Source organism: Ralstonia sp. 110700041-2 (assembly GCF_056280165.1).
In genome coordinates, this window is sequence record NZ_JBSFAI010000005.1 from 198,123 (window position 1) to 213,775 (window position 15,653).

A 15,653-nucleotide genomic window follows, 5' to 3' on the forward strand; every position below is an offset into this window, starting at 1 on the left:
CGTGCTGGATTATTCCGCCCTGGCGGCGTTGGCTGCCGTCATCCGAGAAGGCAGTTTCGAGCGGGCAGCCCGCGCACTGCATGTCACGCCGTCGGCCATTTCGCAGCGCATCCGGTTGCTGGAAGAACGCGTCGGCTGCGCGCTGGTCGTGCGCGACCAGCCGTGCCGCCCCACCGAGACCGGCCGGCGGCTTTGCCAGCACGTCGACCGCGTGCGCCTGCTCGAACAGGAACTGCAAGGCACGTTGCCGACGCTGGCGCCAGAGGACGCGGCGCGTGTTGCGCTGCCCATTGCCGTGAACGCCGACAGCCTGGCGACGTGGCTCGCGCCAGCGATCGCCACATTCGCAGCAGCCCACCCGGTGCTGATGGAGGTGGCGGTGGATGATCAGGATCACACCGGTGAATGGCTGCGCAGCGGCGCCGTGCTGGCAGCCGTTACCGCCACCGCGCGGCCGGCCACAGGGTGCAACAGCCGTCCTCTTGGAGCCATGCGTTATCTGGCTGCGGCCAGCCCCGCTTTCGTACAGCAACATTTCGCAGACGGCGTCCGCGCAGGAGAACTGGCGCAAGCGCCCTGCCTCGTGTTCAACACCAAGGATGCGTTGCAGGCCACCTGGGCCAGACGCCTGTGCCATCGACATGTGGAACTGCCGCGCCATCTGCTGCCGTCGTCGCAGGCGTTTGTGACCGCGGCCGTGGCCGGCATGGGCTGGGGGCTGCATCCGCATGCGCTGATTGCGCAGCATCTTGAAGACGGCTCGCTGGTCGAGCTGGTGCCGGATACGCCGTTGGACGTTCCGCTGTATTGGCAGCATGCGCGGGCGGCCTCGGCGCTGCTCGATGAACTCAGCCGTCAAGTGCTGACTGCCGCGCGTGCCGCGCTGCTCGCTCCCTGAGCCGTTACAGCGCGTTCAACGGAATCTTGAGGTACTGCACGCCGTTCGGCTCGGCCGGGGGCAACATACCCGCGCGAATGTTCACCTGAATGGCCGGCAGCATCAGCGTCGGCATGCCGAGCGTGGCATCGCGCTTCGTGCGCATCTGCACGAACTCGGCCTCGGTCACGCCATCGCGTACATGGATGTTGGCGCGGCGCTGCTCGGCCACCGTTGTGTGGCACACGGCTTCGCGCCCACCGGGCGGATAGTCGTGGCACATGTAGAGGCGCGTGTCCGGCGGCAGATCCAGCAAGCGGCGGATCGACTGGTACAGCGTGCCCGCATTCCCTCCCGGAAAATCGCAACGCGCGGTGCCCACGTCCGGCATGAACAGCGTGTCGCCCACAAATACCGCATCGCCTACCTGATACGCCATGTCTGCCGGCGTGTGGCCCGGCACGGCCAGTGCCTTTGCTTCCAGATTGCCGATATGGAACACCTCGTCCGGCGCAAACAGATGGTCAAACTGGGAGCCATCGAGTTGGAACGCGGGCTCGAGGTTGAAGATCGGCTTGAACACGCCCTGCACGACGCGAATGCGCTCACCGATGGCGATACGCCCGCCGTAACGCCCACGCAGATACGGCGCAGCCGACAGGTGATCGGCATGCGCGTGGGTCTCCAGTAGCCATTCGATGCGCAAGTCCTGCGCTTTGATGAACGCCGCAACGCGGTCGGCCGAGCGGGTCGTCGTGCGGCCCGATTTGGGGTCGTAGTCGAGTACCGAATCGATCACGGCACAGGGCGTGCCGGGCCCCGCGTGCACGACGTAGGTCATGGTGCAGGTATCGGGGTCGAAGAAGGATTCGATCTGGGCGTGCATGGTGGACTTTCCCGAACAATCTATATTTTTATAGAATATCGTCTGACATTCTGTCTGCCAATAGCGCAAACAGCATGAATAAACCCTCGCACCACGCCCCGATGAGCCATTCCACTGCCAGTCCCGATGTTGTGCCGCTGCCTGAGGCGGCCATTTCCATGCTGCGCGCCTCTGCGTCGCAGGCGTGTGCCGTGCTCAAGGCCATGGCCCACGAAGACCGCCTGCTGCTGCTCTGCCAGCTCACGCAGGGCGAGCGCAATGTCGGCGAGTTGGAGGCGCTGGTCGGTCTGCATCAACCCAGCCTGTCGCAGCAATTGGGCGTGTTGCGCGACGAGGGCCTTGTCGCCACGCGGCGCGAAGGCAAATACATCTACTACCGGCTCGCCAGCTTCGAGGTCATCCAGATCATGCAGACGCTGTCCGAGCTTTACTGCGGCAAGGTCATGAAGAAGATGGCGGGACGCTAACCATGTCGCCGATGGAAGCGGGTTGGATCATCAGTGCGGGGCTGGGCTCCGTGGTTGGCCTGATCCTGGCGCTGACGGGCGCAGGCGGCGCCATTGTCGCGGTGCCGCTGCTGATTTTTGGGTTGCATCTGTCGGTGCCGGAAGCTGCGCCCATTGCACTGCTGGCGGTGGGACTGTCCGCCGGGCTGGGTGCGACGCTCGGCTTGCGCGAACGCAAGGTCCGCTACAAGGCCGCTGGGCTGATGGCGCTGTGCGGCGTAGTGATCTCGCCGTTCGGCATCTGGGTTGCGCACCGCGTGCCGAACACGCCGCTCACGCTGCTGTTTGCAGTGGTGCTCGCCTACGTGGCGGTACGCATGTTCCGGCAAGCGCGCGCAGCACCGTCCACCGAGCCGCGCCCGAGGCGGACAGCACCGCCCTGCCACCTTGACAGCACCACGGCCAAGCTCGTCTGGACGCTGCCGTGCGCGCGCGCATTGGCTGCGTCGGGCGTGGGCGCAGGCTTCCTGTCCGGGTTGCTGGGCGTGGGCGGCGGCTTTGTCATCGTGCCCGCATTGCGCCGCGCGACCGATCTGCCGATGCAAACCATCGTCGCCACCTCGTTGGCGGTGATTGCGCTGGTGTCCGGTGGCGGTGTGGTCGCCTCGGCCATCGGCGGGCATGTCGATTGGCATATTGCGCTGCCGTTTGCCGCCGGCGCCTTGACCGGCATGCTAGTGGGCAGACGCTTTGCGCGGCATCTTGCAGGGCCGGCGCTCCAGCAAGGATTTGCCGCGTTTGCGGGCTTCGTGGCGCTTGGGATGATTGTCCGAACACTCATTTGACCGGCTTGTTGCGAAAGCGGTACAATCGCGGTCTTCGGGGCGTAGCGTAGTCTGGTAACGCGTCCGGTTTGGGACCGGAAGACCGCGGGTTCAAATCCTGCCGCCCCGACCAGAATTGAGCAGCAAACAAAACGGCTTACGTTCACCACGTAAGCCGTTTTGCTTTGGAGCGACGCATTGCGGCGCATGGTGTCATCTGACGATGCTATAAAGACAGCATCCGCATCATGCAATGCCGCTCCCTTTTCCATGAACCTCATCCTGTGGCGCCACGCTGAAGCCGAAGACGTGGCCGCATCCTTGCGCATCCAGCGCAACACCGATCTCCAGCGAGAACTCACCAAGCGCGGTCACAAGCAGGCCGAGAAGATGGCCAATTGGCTGCGCCCTCGCCTGCCGGCAGACACGCTCGTGCTCGCGAGCCCCGCGGTCCGCACACAGCAGACCGCACGCGCCCTCACCGAACATTTCCAGACGCTGCCCGCGCTCGCGCCTGGCGCAGATGTGAGCGCGATCCTCGATGCATTGGACTGGCCGTCGAATACGAACCTGCTGCTGGTCGGCCATCAGCCGTGGCTCGGGCGCCTTGCCAGCCTGCTCATTGCGGGCACCGAAATGGACTGGAGCGTAAAGAAAGCCGGCGTGTGGTGGCTCTGCCGCCGCATGCGCGAAGACGAAGCACAGACCGTGCTGCGCGCGGTGGTGAACCCCGATCTCGCGTGACACATCACGTTGGTCACAGCATCGCCACGCAAAATTCACGCAACGGTCACGGTTGACACGCTTTTGTCGCGGATCTGTCACGCAGCGTCTCTAGAATCGCTTCGAAATCCACCCTTGGGATGCACGAATGCGAGACCTGCCGACGCCCACCCAGCCATTGATCGACGCACTGCCGAGCCTGAACCTGGGCAACGCTCGGAGGGGCCTTCCTCGCTCGCCCGACGCTGTTCCGGCGCGTGACAAGCCTGTTCTGGCCGTTTCGTGGGCGCGCCATCAGGATGAAGTGACCGAAGCGCAGCGCCTGCGCTACAAGGTGTTTGCCGAAGAAATGGGCGCCCGCCTGCCCTCGGCCCACACGGAACTGGACGTCGACATGTTCGACGCCGTGTGCGACCACCTGATCGTGCGCGACCAGAAGACGCTCCGCGTGGTCGGCACCTACCGCGTGCTGCGCCCGGACGCCGCCAAGCAGATCGGTTGCCTGTATTCCGAATCCGAATTCGACCTCGTGCGCTTGGCGCACTTGCGTCCGAAGATGGTCGAGCTTGGCCGCTCGTGCGTGCACCGCGACTACCGCTCGGGCAGCGTCATCATGGCGCTGTGGGCCGGCCTGGGCGAATACATGCAGCGCTACGGTTTCGAATCGATGCTGGGCTGCGCAAGCGTGTCGATGGGCGATGGCGGTCACTTTGCAGCCAGCCTGTATCGCAGCTTCGTTGACGATGGCTCGCTCGCACCGATCGAGTATCACGCCTTCCCGCGCGTGGCACTGCCGGTGGACGAACTGAACCAGGATCTCGAAGTCGAGCCGCCTGCGCTCGTGAAGGGCTATCTGCGCCTGGGCGCACGCATCTGCGGTGCACCGGCCTGGGACCCTGACTTCAACGTCGCCGACTTCCTCACGCTGCTGCGCCTGTCGGACATCAACCCGCGCTACGCACGCCACTTCCTGCGCGGCTGATATCGCTTAGAACAGCGCCACACCAAATAAAACGGCCCGGGTCACTCCGGGCCGTTTTGCTTGGGATGCTGCGCGACGCTTTACACGTACACCACCTTGTAGCGGCGGCCGATGCGCTGCCACTCATCGGCTTCCTTCGTCAGGCTGTATTCCACCAGCGGATTCTGCTCGATCCAGTTCTTGGGCAGCTCGACTTCGAAACCGCCTTCGTTCAGTTCGCCCTCGCTATGGCGCACGCGCAAGCCCGGCAACTGGATCGCTCCGCGCCTGCGGCACAGCACAAACGCCAGACGCAGGCTGAACAGCATCCGCCAATCCAGGAACTTGCCGCCGCCCGAAAGCTTGCCCAGCTTGCCGGCGTGGCCCAGCAGCAGCGTTGCCAGGCGCGCTTGGTCTGTCCTGGAAAAACCCGGCATATCGGCATGGCTGGCGATGTACGCCGAGTGCTTGTGGTACCCGCTGTGCGAGATGCTCATGCCGATCTCGTGCAGGTTTGCCGCCCAACCGAGCAGCGCGAGATTGTCTTCGCGGCGCTCATCTGGCGGATCGGGAAACTGCGACAACAGCGCCGTCGCCGCATCGCGTACCCGGCTTGCCTGCGCACGGTCGACGTTGTAACGGCGCATGAACTGTTCGATCGTCACCGTGCGCATGTCTTCATGATGCGTACGGCCGAGCAGGTCATACAGCACGCCCAGGCGCAAGGCGCCATCGGTCACGTCCATACGGTCGACGTCGAGTTCCGCAAACACGCCCAGCATGATCGACAGGCCGCCCGGCAGCACCGGAATCCGGTCCGCCTTCAGGCCGTTGAGCTTCAGGCGGTTGGTGTTCTCTGACTTGACGAGCGCGCGCTTCAGGCGCTCCAGCCCTTCACGCGTAATACCGTGTTCGTTGCTCTTGTCATTGAAGCCGTTCAGCTCGATCAGCTCGGCCAGCGCACGCGCCGTCCCCGATGACCCGACGGCCTGCGTCCAGCCAGCCGTGCGGTACTGCTGCACGAGCACCTGGATCTCGCGACGCGCGGCCAGCTCGGCCTGCTTCATCGCGTACTCATCAACGTTGCCGTTCGGAAAGAAATGCCGGCTGTGCGAAACGCAACCGATGTACAGCGACTCCATCAGCTTGGGCTTGTAGCCGTTGCCGATAATGAACTCGGTGGAGCCGCCGCCGATGTCGACGACGAGCCGGTTGCCCTGGCACGCCGGTGCGTCATGCGATGCACCGAGATAGATCAGGCGTGCCTCTTCGCGGCCCGCAATCACCTCGATGGGAAACCCTAGCGCGGCTTCCGCCTCGATCAGGAATTCCTGCGCGTTCTTGGCCACGCGCAAGGTGTTAGTGGCCACGGCCCGGATATGCTCGGGGGAAAAATCACGCAAGCGATCGCCAAAGCGGCGCAAGGCGTCGACGCCGCGCCGGCGCGCGGGCTGATCCAGGTATTTATCTTGCGTAAGCCCGGCAGCCAAACGCACCGGTTCGCGCAACGCATCGACCTGGAAGATCTGGGTACTGCTGGCACCGTTGGCACCAAGGGTTTCGTCGACGCGGCCGATCATCAGCCGGAAGCTGTTGGAGCCCATGTCGACAGCAGCCAGCAGACGGGGGGTGGGACTCATGAATGAAAACGGGTGAGAAGCAGAATCAGGGGCGCGGGGTATTGTCGTTCGAAACAATGCGCAACAAAATATGTCTTTATTGTGTCCCGAACGTGACAAATCCAATGTGTCACAAATTTGACACTGAACTATGAAAAAGTGGCCAGATCGTCATCCGTCAGAACACAACATGTCGACATTGCCCGCGGGCGATCTGCTCAATCGCGAACTGGGCATCCTGGAGTTCAATGCCCGTGTGCTCGCCCAGGCCGCCGACCCGGGTGTGCCGCTGATGGAGCGGCTGAAATTCATCTGCATCGTCTCGAGCAATCTCGATGAGTTCTTTGAAATCCGCATTGCCGGATTGAAGGAGCAGATGCGCGACAACCCTTCGTCGGTCACGCCCGACGGGCTGTCGGTGCAGCAGGCATTTGGCGTGGTCTCGGAGCGGGTGAGGCAACTGGTCGCGCAACAGTATGCCATGTTGCAGGAGGAGATCCTGCCCTTGCTGGAGAAGGAAGGCGTCTTCTTCCACATGACCACCAATTGGAATGAAGCCCAGCGCGCCTGGTGTCGCAGTTTCTTCCAGCGCGAGCTGGTGCCCATCCTGACGCCAATGGCTCTTGACCCAGCGCACCCGTTCCCACGCGTGCTCAACAAGAGCCTGAACTTCATCATCGAGCTGTCGGGCAAGGATGCATTCGGCCGTGAGGCTGAACTGGCCATCGTGCAGGCCCCGCGTGCCCTGCCCCGGCTTGTGCAGATGCCGCCGGAACTGTCGGGCTACCCGTATGGGTTCGTGCTGCTGTCGTCGTTCATGCAGGGCTTTGTGCATGAGCTGTTCCCGCAGATCGACGTACATGGCTGCTACCAATTCCGCGTGACGCGCAACTCCGACCTGTTTGTGTCGGAAGATGAAATCACGGACTTGCGCGAAGCGCTGCAGGGTGAACTGTCCACGCGCCACTTCGGCGACGCAGTGCGCCTGGAAATCGCACACGACACGTCGCCCGCGCTGGTGGTGCGACTGCTGCAGGAGTTCGGCCTGACCGACGCGGACTGCTACCGCGTCAAAGGGCCTGTGAACCTGGTGCGCCTGCTGCAGGTGCCCGACATGGTCGACAAACCGGTGCTGAAATACCCGCCGCACGTGCCGGCAACGGTCAGGCAGGTGGCCAACAGTTCCAACGTGTTTGACGCCATCCGCCAGGGCGACATCCTGCTGCACCATCCATACGAAAGCTTCACGCCAGTGCTGGAGCTGCTGCAGCAGGCAGCGCGCGACCCCGACGTAGTCGCAATCAAGCAGACCGTCTACCGCACCGGCAACGAATCCACGGTGATGGAAGCGCTCATCAAAGCTGCGCACAACGGTAAGGAGGTGACCGTCGTCGTCGAACTGCTCGCGCGCTTTGACGAAGAGACGAACATCAACTGGGCGGACCAGCTTGAATCGGCCGGCGCTCATGTCGTGTATGGCGTGGTCGGTCACAAGTGCCACGCGAAGATGCTGCTGGTGGTGCGCCGCGAAGTGTCCGGCAAGGGCAAGGCCGTCAGGCTGCGCCGCTACGCGCATCTGGGCACGGGCAACTACCACCCCAAGACCGCCCGCCTCTACACCGACTTCGGCCTGATGACGGCGAACGAGCAGATCTGCGAAGACGTGCATCACGTGTTCCAGTTGCTCACGGGCACGGGCGCACAGGTCAAGCTGCATCATCTGTGGCACTCGCCATTCACCATGCACGACAACCTGATCGAGCACATTCGAGCTGAAGCGCGTGCCGCTCGCGCAGGCAAACGTGCGCGCATCATCGGCAAAATGAATGCACTGCTGGAGCCGGCCATCATCGACGAGCTGTACAAGGCGTCGCGGGCGGGCGTGAAGGTCGACTTGATCGTGCGCGGTGTGTGCGCTCTCAAGCCGGGCGTGCCGGGGCTGTCGGAGAACATCAGCGTGCGCTCCATCGTCGGGCGTTTCCTGGAGCACCACCGCGTCTACTACTTCCATGCCGGCGGCGAGGAAGTCGTCTACCTCTCCAGCGCCGACTGGATGGACCGCAACCTGTTCCGTCGTGTGGAAGTAGCCTTCCCCGTGCTCGATCGCAAGCTTAAGGCACGTGTCATCAAGGAAAGCCTGCAGGTGCATCTGCGCGACAACGCATCGGCGTGGGTCATGCAGCAGGATGGACGCTACGTCCAGCGCCAGACGCGCGGCAAGCACGTGCGCGTCAGCCAGTTGGAACTCCTGAACCTCTTCTCGCCGCAGGCTGCTGCGGCGGCGGAGACGGCTGCCGCAGTGGCGGCGGCAACGGCCGCTGAGGCGCCGGTGCGCGCTCCGGTGGAGATCTCCGCAGGCTGATCCACCGGCCTGCCGGCAAACAAAAACGCACGCTCACCAGCGTGCGTTTTTCATCGGATCAATGGATCGAAAGTACGGGCGATCAGGCGACGCGCTCATCAGCAACGGAGGCGCTGCGCACGATCGTGCGCTCTGGCGGGAAGACGGCGCGGAAGGTGCTGCCCTTGCCGTGCTCGCTGGTCACCTGCAACTCTCCACCGTGGCGCGACAGCACGTGCTTGACGATAGCCAAGCCTAGGCCGGTACCCCCGGTGTCGCGTGAACGGCTGCGGTCCACGCGATAGAAACGCTCGGTCAGCCGCGGGATATGCTCGGGTGCAATGCCAATCCCCGTGTCGGCGACGGAGTACACCGCGTGCCCGTCGCGCACGCCCCAATCGAGACGGATCGTGCCGCCATCCGGCGTATAGCGCACCGCGTTGGATGCCAGGTTGCTGAACGCGGAAAGCAATTCAAGCTCGGCGCCGCACACGCTCACGGCCGGATCGCATGTCATGCTGACGGTGTGCCGGCCCGCAGACAGCGCTTCGATATCGTGCTGGAGCTGCAGCATCATGCGCTGCATCGGCACCGGCGCCAGAGACGGCGGCTCGGGATTGCCTTCGAGCGTGGCGAGCGCCAGCAAGTCTTCCACCAGATGCTGCATGCGCATGGCCTGCGTGTGCATCATGTCCAGGTAGCGCCGCTTGTCTTCTTCCGGCAGCGGGATATCGCGCACCGTCTCGAGAAAGCCCGAGAGCACGGTCAGCGGTGTCTTCAGCTCGTGCGAGACGTTGGCCACGAAATCGCGGCGCATCGCTTCGGTGTTCTCCAGCTTGGTGATGTCCTGAGACACCAGCAGCTTGCGGTCTTCGCCATACGGCAAGATCTGGGCGGAGATGATGCTTTGCTTGTGCGGGCCCACGTCATGCATGGTGAGCGGCTCCTCGAACTCGCCGCGCGCCAGGTAGCGCACGAACTCCGGTCGGCGGATCAGGTGGGTAATGCGTTGGCGCAAGTCACGCTTGGCAGAGAGCCCGAAGTGCTCTTCGGCTACCGCGTTGCACCATTCGATCTGGTCTTCACCGTCAAGCATCAGCACGCCGTTGGGCGATGCCTGAATGGCCTGGATGAAGCGGCTGTGCTGTTGTTCGACTTGCAGCACCTGGGTGCGCCAGCCCTTCATCAAACGGTGCAGGCGGTAGTAGACCTCGCCCCACAGGCCGAGCGCGCTGGGGATCTCGCCATAGGCCGGCGAGTCCAGCACGCGCCACAGGCGCTGGATCTGGTAGATGTAATACAGGAGCATCGCCAACAGCATGGCGCTGAGCACTGCCAGCGCAGCGACGTGGTCGACGAAGATATACAGGCATGCCGTGACGATGCCCATGAGGGCGGCAAAGACGGCAAAGCGGGTCCAGAAGACGTTCATGAAGGCATTCTAAGCGCTGGACCGCGACGGGCGTGTGAACGCGCGATGGAAAAAGAACCGGCTCGCGCGTTCGCCTGACGGATGCGTTATTGCGTTACTGCCCTGGATTGCGCGCGAGGCGATAGCCGCTGCCGCGCACGGTTTCGATCATGTTGCTGTAGCCGCCCGGAGCGAGCGCTGCGCGAAGGCGCTTGATGTGCACGTCCACCGTGCGCTCTTCCACGAAGACGTGGTCGCCCCACACCTGGTCGAGCAACTGCGAGCGGCTGTGCACGCGCTCCGGATGCGTCATCAGGAAATGCAGCAGGCGGAACTCCGTCGGTCCGAGGTCCAGCTTGATCGGGTTTTCCGCCTCGACGTTCGTGGCCGTCACGCGGTGCGTGGCCGGGTCCAGCTTCAAGCCGTTGATCGCCACCACGTCGTCGGTCAGCTGCGGCGCGCGGCGGCGCAGCACCGCTTTGATGCGTGCGAGCAATTCCTTGGGCGAGAACGGCTTGGTGACGTAATCGTCCGCGCCGCTGTCCAGACCCATGATCTTGTCCTGCTCTTCGCTGCGGGCCGTCAGCATGATGATCGGGATCTGCCGCGTGCGCTCGTTGGCACGCAGCTCCTTGGCGAACATCACGCCCGATTTGCCCGGCAGCATCCAATCGAGCAGGACGAGGTCGGGCAACACGTCGCTCATCAGCGACAGCGCCTGCTCGGCGTTATACGCGCGGATCGGGTAGTGCCCTGCGTGCTGCAGGTTCACGGCGATCAGCTCGGCGATCGCCGGTTCGTCTTCTACGACGAGAATACTGCTCGGCATGCTCACGTCTCCAGTCCTGCCTTCTTATTCGCCTTCGCCCAGGATCTCGCGCTCCAGCGCCTCGCGCCCGGCATGCCGGACGTCGGTTCCCTTGACGATGTAGATAATAAACTCGGCGATGTTCTTGGCATGATCGCCGATACGTTCGATGGCCTTGGCAATGAACAGCAGATCCAGCGCCACCGAAATCGTGCGCGGGTTCTCCATCATGTACGTGATGAGTTCGCGCATGAAGCCGCGGAATTCCTCATCGATGGCCTTGTCTTCCTGCAGGATCGATACGGCGGCAGTGATGTCCAGGCGCGCGAAGGCGTCGAGCGCGTGGCGCAGGATGGTTGCGGCCATCTCGCCCGAGCGTTCGACGCCAGCGTAGTTCAGCGCGTGTGCGGACGGGTCCTGCATGAGGCGTTTGGTGCGCTTCGCAATCTTCGCGGCCTCGTCGCCGGCGCGCTCCAGATTGGTGATGGTCTTCGAGATAGCCATGACCAGACGCAAGTCGCGGGCGGTCGGCTGGCGGCGCGCAATGATGTTGTTGCAGTCGCCGTCGATCTCGATCTCGAGCGCATTGATCTCCTGCTCCACCGCGAGCACCTGATCACACATCGCGGTGTCGAAGTTGGCCAGCGCGCGCATCGCGCGGGCAATCTGCGCTTCCACCAGACCGCCCATCTGCAGCACCTTGGTGCTGATCGAGGTCAGGTCGGTGTCAAACTGCGATGACAGATGTTTTTCAGACATCGGTTTCTCCTTGTCGCTTCAGCTTCAGCGTTGTTGCAGGTCAGCCGAAGCGGCCGGTAATGTAGTCTTCCGTTTCTTTGCGTTGCGGCTTGATGAAGATCTTTTCGGTATCACCGAACTCGATCAGCTCGCCCAGGTACATGTACGCCGTGTAGTCGGAGCAACGCGCCGCCTGTTGCATGTTATGCGTGACGATGACGACGGTGTAGTCGTCCTTCAGCTCGGCGATCAGCTCTTCGATCTTGCCCGTGGAGATCGGGTCCAGCGCCGAGCACGGCTCGTCCAGCAACAGCACTTCGGGGCGGATGGCAATACCGCGCGCGATGCACAGACGCTGCTGCTGACCGCCCGACAGTCCGTAGCCCGACTGGTTTAGCTTGTCCTTCACTTCGTTCCACAGTGCGGCCTTGGTCAGCGCCCATTCGACGCGGTCGTCCATCTCGGAGCGCGACAGACGCTCGAACAGCTTCACGCCGAAAGCAATGTTGTCGTAGATCGACATCGGAAACGGCGTCGGCTTCTGGAACACCATGCCGACCTTGGCGCGCAGCAGGGCGATATCCATGCGCGAGGTCAGCAGGTTCTCGCCGTCCATGTTGATCTGGCCTTCGGCACGCTGCTCCGGATACAGCGCGTACATCTTGTTGAACGTACGCAGCAGTGTCGACTTGCCGCAGCCCGACGGGCCGATGAAGGCCGTCACCTGCTTCTCCGGAATCTGCAGCGAGATGTTCTTCAGGGCGTGGAACTTGCCGTAGTAGAAGTTAAGGTCGCGAACATCGATCTTCGGGCTTTGCGTGCGCACTTCGAGGGACGTAGCGGTCATGGTCATTTCTTGGTGAACAAGGCACGCGCGAGGACGTTCAGCCCCAGCACACCCAGCGTAATCAGGAACACCCCGGCCCAGGCCAATTGCTGCCATTCGGGGAACGGGCTCATCGCAAACTTGAAGATGACGGTCGGCAGCGTGGCCACCGGCTGATTCAGATCCAGGCTCCAGAACTGGTTGTTCAGCGCGGTGAAGAGCAGCGGCGCGGTTTCGCCGGCAATGCGGGCCACAGCCAGCAGCACACCGGTAATCACGCCGGCGTACGACGCCTTGAGCGTAATCGACAGGATCATCTTCCACTTGGGCGTGCCGAGCGCCATGGCGGCTTCACGCATCGCGTTGGGCACCAGGTTGAGCATGTTCTCGGTCGTGCGAACCACGATCGGAATCTGCAGCAGCGCCAGCGCGATCACACCGGCAATGCCCGAGAAGTGCTGCACGCGCGCCACCACGACGGCGTACACGAACAGGCCGATCACGATGGACGGCGCCGACAGCAGAATGTCGTTGATGAAACGCGTGGCGCTCGCCAGCATCGACGTCTTGCCGTACTCGGCCAGATAGATGCCGGCCAGGATGCCCAGCGGCGTGCCGATCAGGGTGGCCATGCCCACCAGCAACAACGAACCTCCGATGGCGTTGGCGAGGCCGCCTCCCGGCGTGTCGGGCGCCGGCGTCATCTCCGTGAAGAGCGACATCGACAGGCCGCCCACACCCAGCGAGAGCGTGGTCCACAGAATCCAAGCCAGCCACACCAGGCCGAAAGCCATGGCGGCAAGCGACAGTGCCAGCGCAATCCCGTTGACGTTGCGGCGGCGCGCCTGCAGGCGGGCCTTGATCTTTTCAGAGTCGGCGCGGACGGCAGGGATGGAAGGCATACGCATGGTATTGGGTCTCATAGCGTCAGGCAGATCGTGTTGGTTCACTTCTGACCCTCGCTCTTCTGCAGGCGCAGAAGGAGCAGCTTGGAGGCCGCCAGCACGATGAACGTGATGACAAACAGGATCAAGCCCAGCTCCATGAGCGCCGCGGTATGCAGGCCCTGGCCCGCTTCCGCAAATTCATTGGCCAGCGCCGAGGTAATGCTGTTACCCGGCGAGAACAACGAGACATCGGACAGCAGGTTGGTGTTGCCGATCACGAACGTCACGGCCATGGTCTCGCCGAGGGCGCGGCCCAGGCCCAGCATCACACCACCGATCACGCCCGCCTTGGTGTACGGCAGCACCACGTTCCACATGACTTCCCACGTCGTGCAGCCCACCCCGTAGGCGGATTCCTTGAGCAGCGTCGGCGTGACCTCGAACACGTCGCGCATCACCGCCGAGATGTACGGGATGATCATGATCGCCAGGATCACCCCGGCACACAGGAGGCCGATGCCGATCGGCGCGCCCTGAAACAGCGCCCCGACGACAGGGATCTTGCCGACGGTCGCGGCCAGCGGCTTTTGAAAGTATTCGCCAAAAATCGGCGCAAACACGAGCAGCCCCCACATGCCGTACACGATGGATGGCACTGCGGCGAGCAGCTCAATGGCGGTACCCAGCGGTCGGCGCAGCCAGGCCGGCGACAGCTCGGTCAAGAACAGGGCAATGCCGAAGCTCACAGGCACGGCAATGATGAGCGCGATCAGCGATGTGACCAGGGTGCCGTAGATGGGCACCAGCGCGCCATAGATGTCGGAGGGCGGATCCCACTCCGAATTCCACAGGAACGACAGGCCGAATTTCTGAATCGTGGGCCAGGAGCTGATGATGAGCGAGATGATGATACCGCCCAGCAGCAGCAGCGTAACGATTGCGGCAAGGCGGGTCATACCGCCGAACACCAGGTCGCCGAGGCGGCTGGGTGCTCGCATACGGGAAGCGCCGGAGGAATCAGAGAGCGTGGCCATGAGGGAAACCGGTCAGCCGTGAAAGAAGCTTTTGAAATGATGCGGGCGGCCGATTCGTACCGACCTCCCGCACCTAGTGCTGCATCTAGTTACGAGCCGTTATGCAGCAGGCAGCGGTCACTAGTTGTAGACAACCTTGCCCGATGCATCCTTCACGCTCGACTTCCACGTTGCGCGGATCTGGTTCTTCACAGCGTCCGGCAGCGGCACGTAGTCCAGGCTCTTGGCGGCGTCATCGCCACCCTTGTAGGCCCAGTCGAAGAACTTCATGACTTCAGCGCCCTGCTCCGGCTTGGCTTGCGTCTTGTGCAGCAGGATGAACGTGGCACCAGCGATCGGCCATGCGTCCTTACCCGGTTCGTCCGTCAGGATCTGGTAGTACGACTTGCTCCACTCGGCGCCGGCGGCTGCGGCCTTGAAGGCTTCTGCGGTCGGTTTCACCACGGCGCCCGCCTTGTTCTGCAGGTTCACGTACGTCATCTTGTTCTGCTTGGCGTAGGCGTACTCAACGTAGCCCACTGCGCCACCCAGACGCTGCACGAAAGCGGCCACGCCTTCGTTGCCCTTGCCACCCGTACCCGTCGGCCAGTTCACGGTCGTGCCTTCGCCGACCTTGCTCTTCCACTCGGCATTCACCTTCGACAGGTAGTTCGTGAAGATGAACGAAGTGCCCGAACCGTCAGCACGGCGCACCACCAGGATGTCCTGGTCCGGCAGCTTGGCCTTCGGGTTCAGCTTGGCGATGGCCGGATCGTTCCACTTCTTGATCTTGCCCAGGTAGATGTCACCCAGCAATTGGCCGTTCAGCGTCAGCTCGCCCGGCTTCACGCCCGGCAGGTTGATCACGGGCACCACGCCGCCGATCACAGTCGGGAACTGGATCAGGCCATCCTTGTTCAACTCTTCGTCCTTCAGCGGCATATCCGAAGCGCCGAAGTCGACGGTCTTGGCGGTGATCTGCTTGATGCCGCCCGACGAACCGATACCTTGGTAGTTCACCTTGGTTTGGGTCGCCTTGTTGTAGTCGGCCGCCCACTTGTTGTAGACGGGTGCCGGGAACGTTGCGCCTGCGCCAGTGATGTCAACAGCAAATGCGGCACCAGCGAAAGCCAGCGCAGCCACGCCAGCGATTGCGGTTTTGACCAGTTTCATGAGTTCTCCAGAGGAGCGGTTGAGCGATGACAGATTTTTGACATCCGAACTTTAGGCCGCTCAAATGACAGTTCTGTGACAACACGAAAACTTCTCATAGCCGGCCTGCACGGCAGGAAA

At 63.0% G+C, this 15,653-nt stretch carries 15 protein-coding genes and 1 tRNA gene; 7 read left to right on the top strand and 9 right to left on the bottom strand.

Annotated elements, in window-relative coordinates; all coding sequences use genetic code 11:
- The first annotated feature begins 1 nt into the window (after nt 1).
- On the top strand, nt 2-898 hold the full coding sequence (locus ACUXH0_RS09365; RefSeq protein ID WP_012435945.1) for a LysR family transcriptional regulator ArgP: 897 nt from the start codon (nt 2-4) through the stop codon (nt 896-898).
- Nucleotides 899-902: 4 nt separating this feature from the next.
- Here ACUXH0_RS09365 and ACUXH0_RS09370 read toward each other — a convergent pair whose 3' ends face one another.
- The gene (locus ACUXH0_RS09370; protein ID WP_182593932.1) at nt 903-1,763 is read right to left on the bottom strand and encodes an MBL fold metallo-hydrolase; all 861 of its coding nucleotides are present in this window, start codon (nt 1,761-1,763) and stop codon (nt 903-905) included.
- Between the two features lie 101 nt (nt 1,764-1,864).
- Here ACUXH0_RS09370 and ACUXH0_RS09375 point away from each other — a divergent pair, with 101 nt between their 5' ends.
- From ACUXH0_RS09375 to ACUXH0_RS09395, 5 genes are all read left to right on the top strand, one after another.
- Nucleotides 1,865-2,230, top strand: a complete 366-nt coding sequence (locus tag ACUXH0_RS09375) for an ArsR/SmtB family transcription factor (protein ID WP_012435947.1) — start codon at nt 1,865-1,867, stop codon at nt 2,228-2,230.
- Nucleotides 2,231-2,232: 2 nt separating this feature from the next.
- Nucleotides 2,233-3,054: a sulfite exporter TauE/SafE family protein gene (locus ACUXH0_RS09380; RefSeq protein ID WP_182593933.1), complete on the top strand. Its 822-nt coding sequence runs from the start codon at nt 2,233-2,235 to the stop codon at nt 3,052-3,054.
- Between the two features lie 35 nt (nt 3,055-3,089).
- Nucleotides 3,090-3,166: transfer RNA gene (locus tag ACUXH0_RS09385), tRNA-Pro, on the top strand.
- 137 nt (nt 3,167-3,303) lie between these two features.
- Entirely contained in the window at nt 3,304-3,777 is a 474-nt protein-coding gene (sixA, locus tag ACUXH0_RS09390; RefSeq protein ID WP_004634229.1) for a phosphohistidine phosphatase SixA, read from the top strand.
- Nucleotides 3,778-3,904: 127 nt separating this feature from the next.
- A complete protein-coding gene (locus ACUXH0_RS09395; protein ID WP_004634231.1) occupies nt 3,905-4,738 on the top strand; it encodes a GNAT family N-acetyltransferase in 834 nt (277 codons plus the stop codon).
- 80 nt (nt 4,739-4,818) lie between these two features.
- On the opposite strand, the gene ppx is transcribed toward ACUXH0_RS09395, so the two are convergent.
- The gene (gene ppx, locus ACUXH0_RS09400; RefSeq protein WP_004634233.1) at nt 4,819-6,357 is read right to left on the bottom strand and encodes an exopolyphosphatase; all 1,539 of its coding nucleotides are present in this window, start codon (nt 6,355-6,357) and stop codon (nt 4,819-4,821) included.
- A gap of 169 nt (nt 6,358-6,526) precedes the next feature.
- On the opposite strand from ppx, the gene ppk1 reads away from it, so the two are divergent.
- Nucleotides 6,527-8,698, top strand: a complete 2,172-nt coding sequence (gene ppk1 / locus ACUXH0_RS09405; RefSeq protein WP_004634234.1) for a polyphosphate kinase 1 — start codon at nt 6,527-6,529, stop codon at nt 8,696-8,698.
- Between the two features lie 82 nt (nt 8,699-8,780).
- On the opposite strand, the gene phoR is transcribed toward ppk1, so the two are convergent.
- From phoR to pstS, 7 genes are all read right to left on the bottom strand, one after another.
- Nucleotides 8,781-10,109 (bottom strand): phosphate regulon sensor histidine kinase PhoR, encoded by a 1,329-nt coding sequence (phoR, locus tag ACUXH0_RS09410; RefSeq protein WP_182593934.1) that lies wholly within the window; start codon nt 10,107-10,109, stop codon nt 8,781-8,783.
- 94 nt (nt 10,110-10,203) lie between these two features.
- Entirely contained in the window at nt 10,204-10,917 is a 714-nt protein-coding gene (phoB, locus tag ACUXH0_RS09415; RefSeq protein WP_004634238.1) for a phosphate regulon transcriptional regulator PhoB, read from the bottom strand.
- 24 nt (nt 10,918-10,941) lie between these two features.
- On the bottom strand, nt 10,942-11,655 hold the full coding sequence (gene phoU, locus ACUXH0_RS09420) for a phosphate signaling complex protein PhoU (RefSeq protein WP_004634240.1): 714 nt from the start codon (nt 11,653-11,655) through the stop codon (nt 10,942-10,944).
- Between the two features lie 40 nt (nt 11,656-11,695).
- Complete coding sequence (gene pstB, locus ACUXH0_RS09425; protein WP_004634243.1) at nt 11,696-12,487, bottom strand: phosphate ABC transporter ATP-binding protein PstB; 792 nt, start codon at nt 12,485-12,487, stop codon at nt 11,696-11,698.
- Nucleotides 12,484-13,368, bottom strand: coding sequence for a phosphate ABC transporter permease PstA (gene pstA, locus ACUXH0_RS09430; protein ID WP_182593935.1), 885 nt, complete (start codon nt 13,366-13,368; stop codon nt 12,484-12,486). Before pstA ends, pstB begins: the two co-directional genes overlap by 4 nt.
- A 38-nt stretch (nt 13,369-13,406) precedes the next feature.
- Complete coding sequence (gene pstC / locus ACUXH0_RS09435; RefSeq protein ID WP_004634247.1) at nt 13,407-14,381, bottom strand: phosphate ABC transporter permease PstC; 975 nt, start codon at nt 14,379-14,381, stop codon at nt 13,407-13,409.
- A gap of 120 nt (nt 14,382-14,501) precedes the next feature.
- Complete coding sequence (gene pstS / locus ACUXH0_RS09440; RefSeq protein ID WP_004634249.1) at nt 14,502-15,533, bottom strand: phosphate ABC transporter substrate-binding protein PstS; 1,032 nt, start codon at nt 15,531-15,533, stop codon at nt 14,502-14,504.
- Nucleotides 15,534-15,653 lie beyond the last annotated feature (120 nt).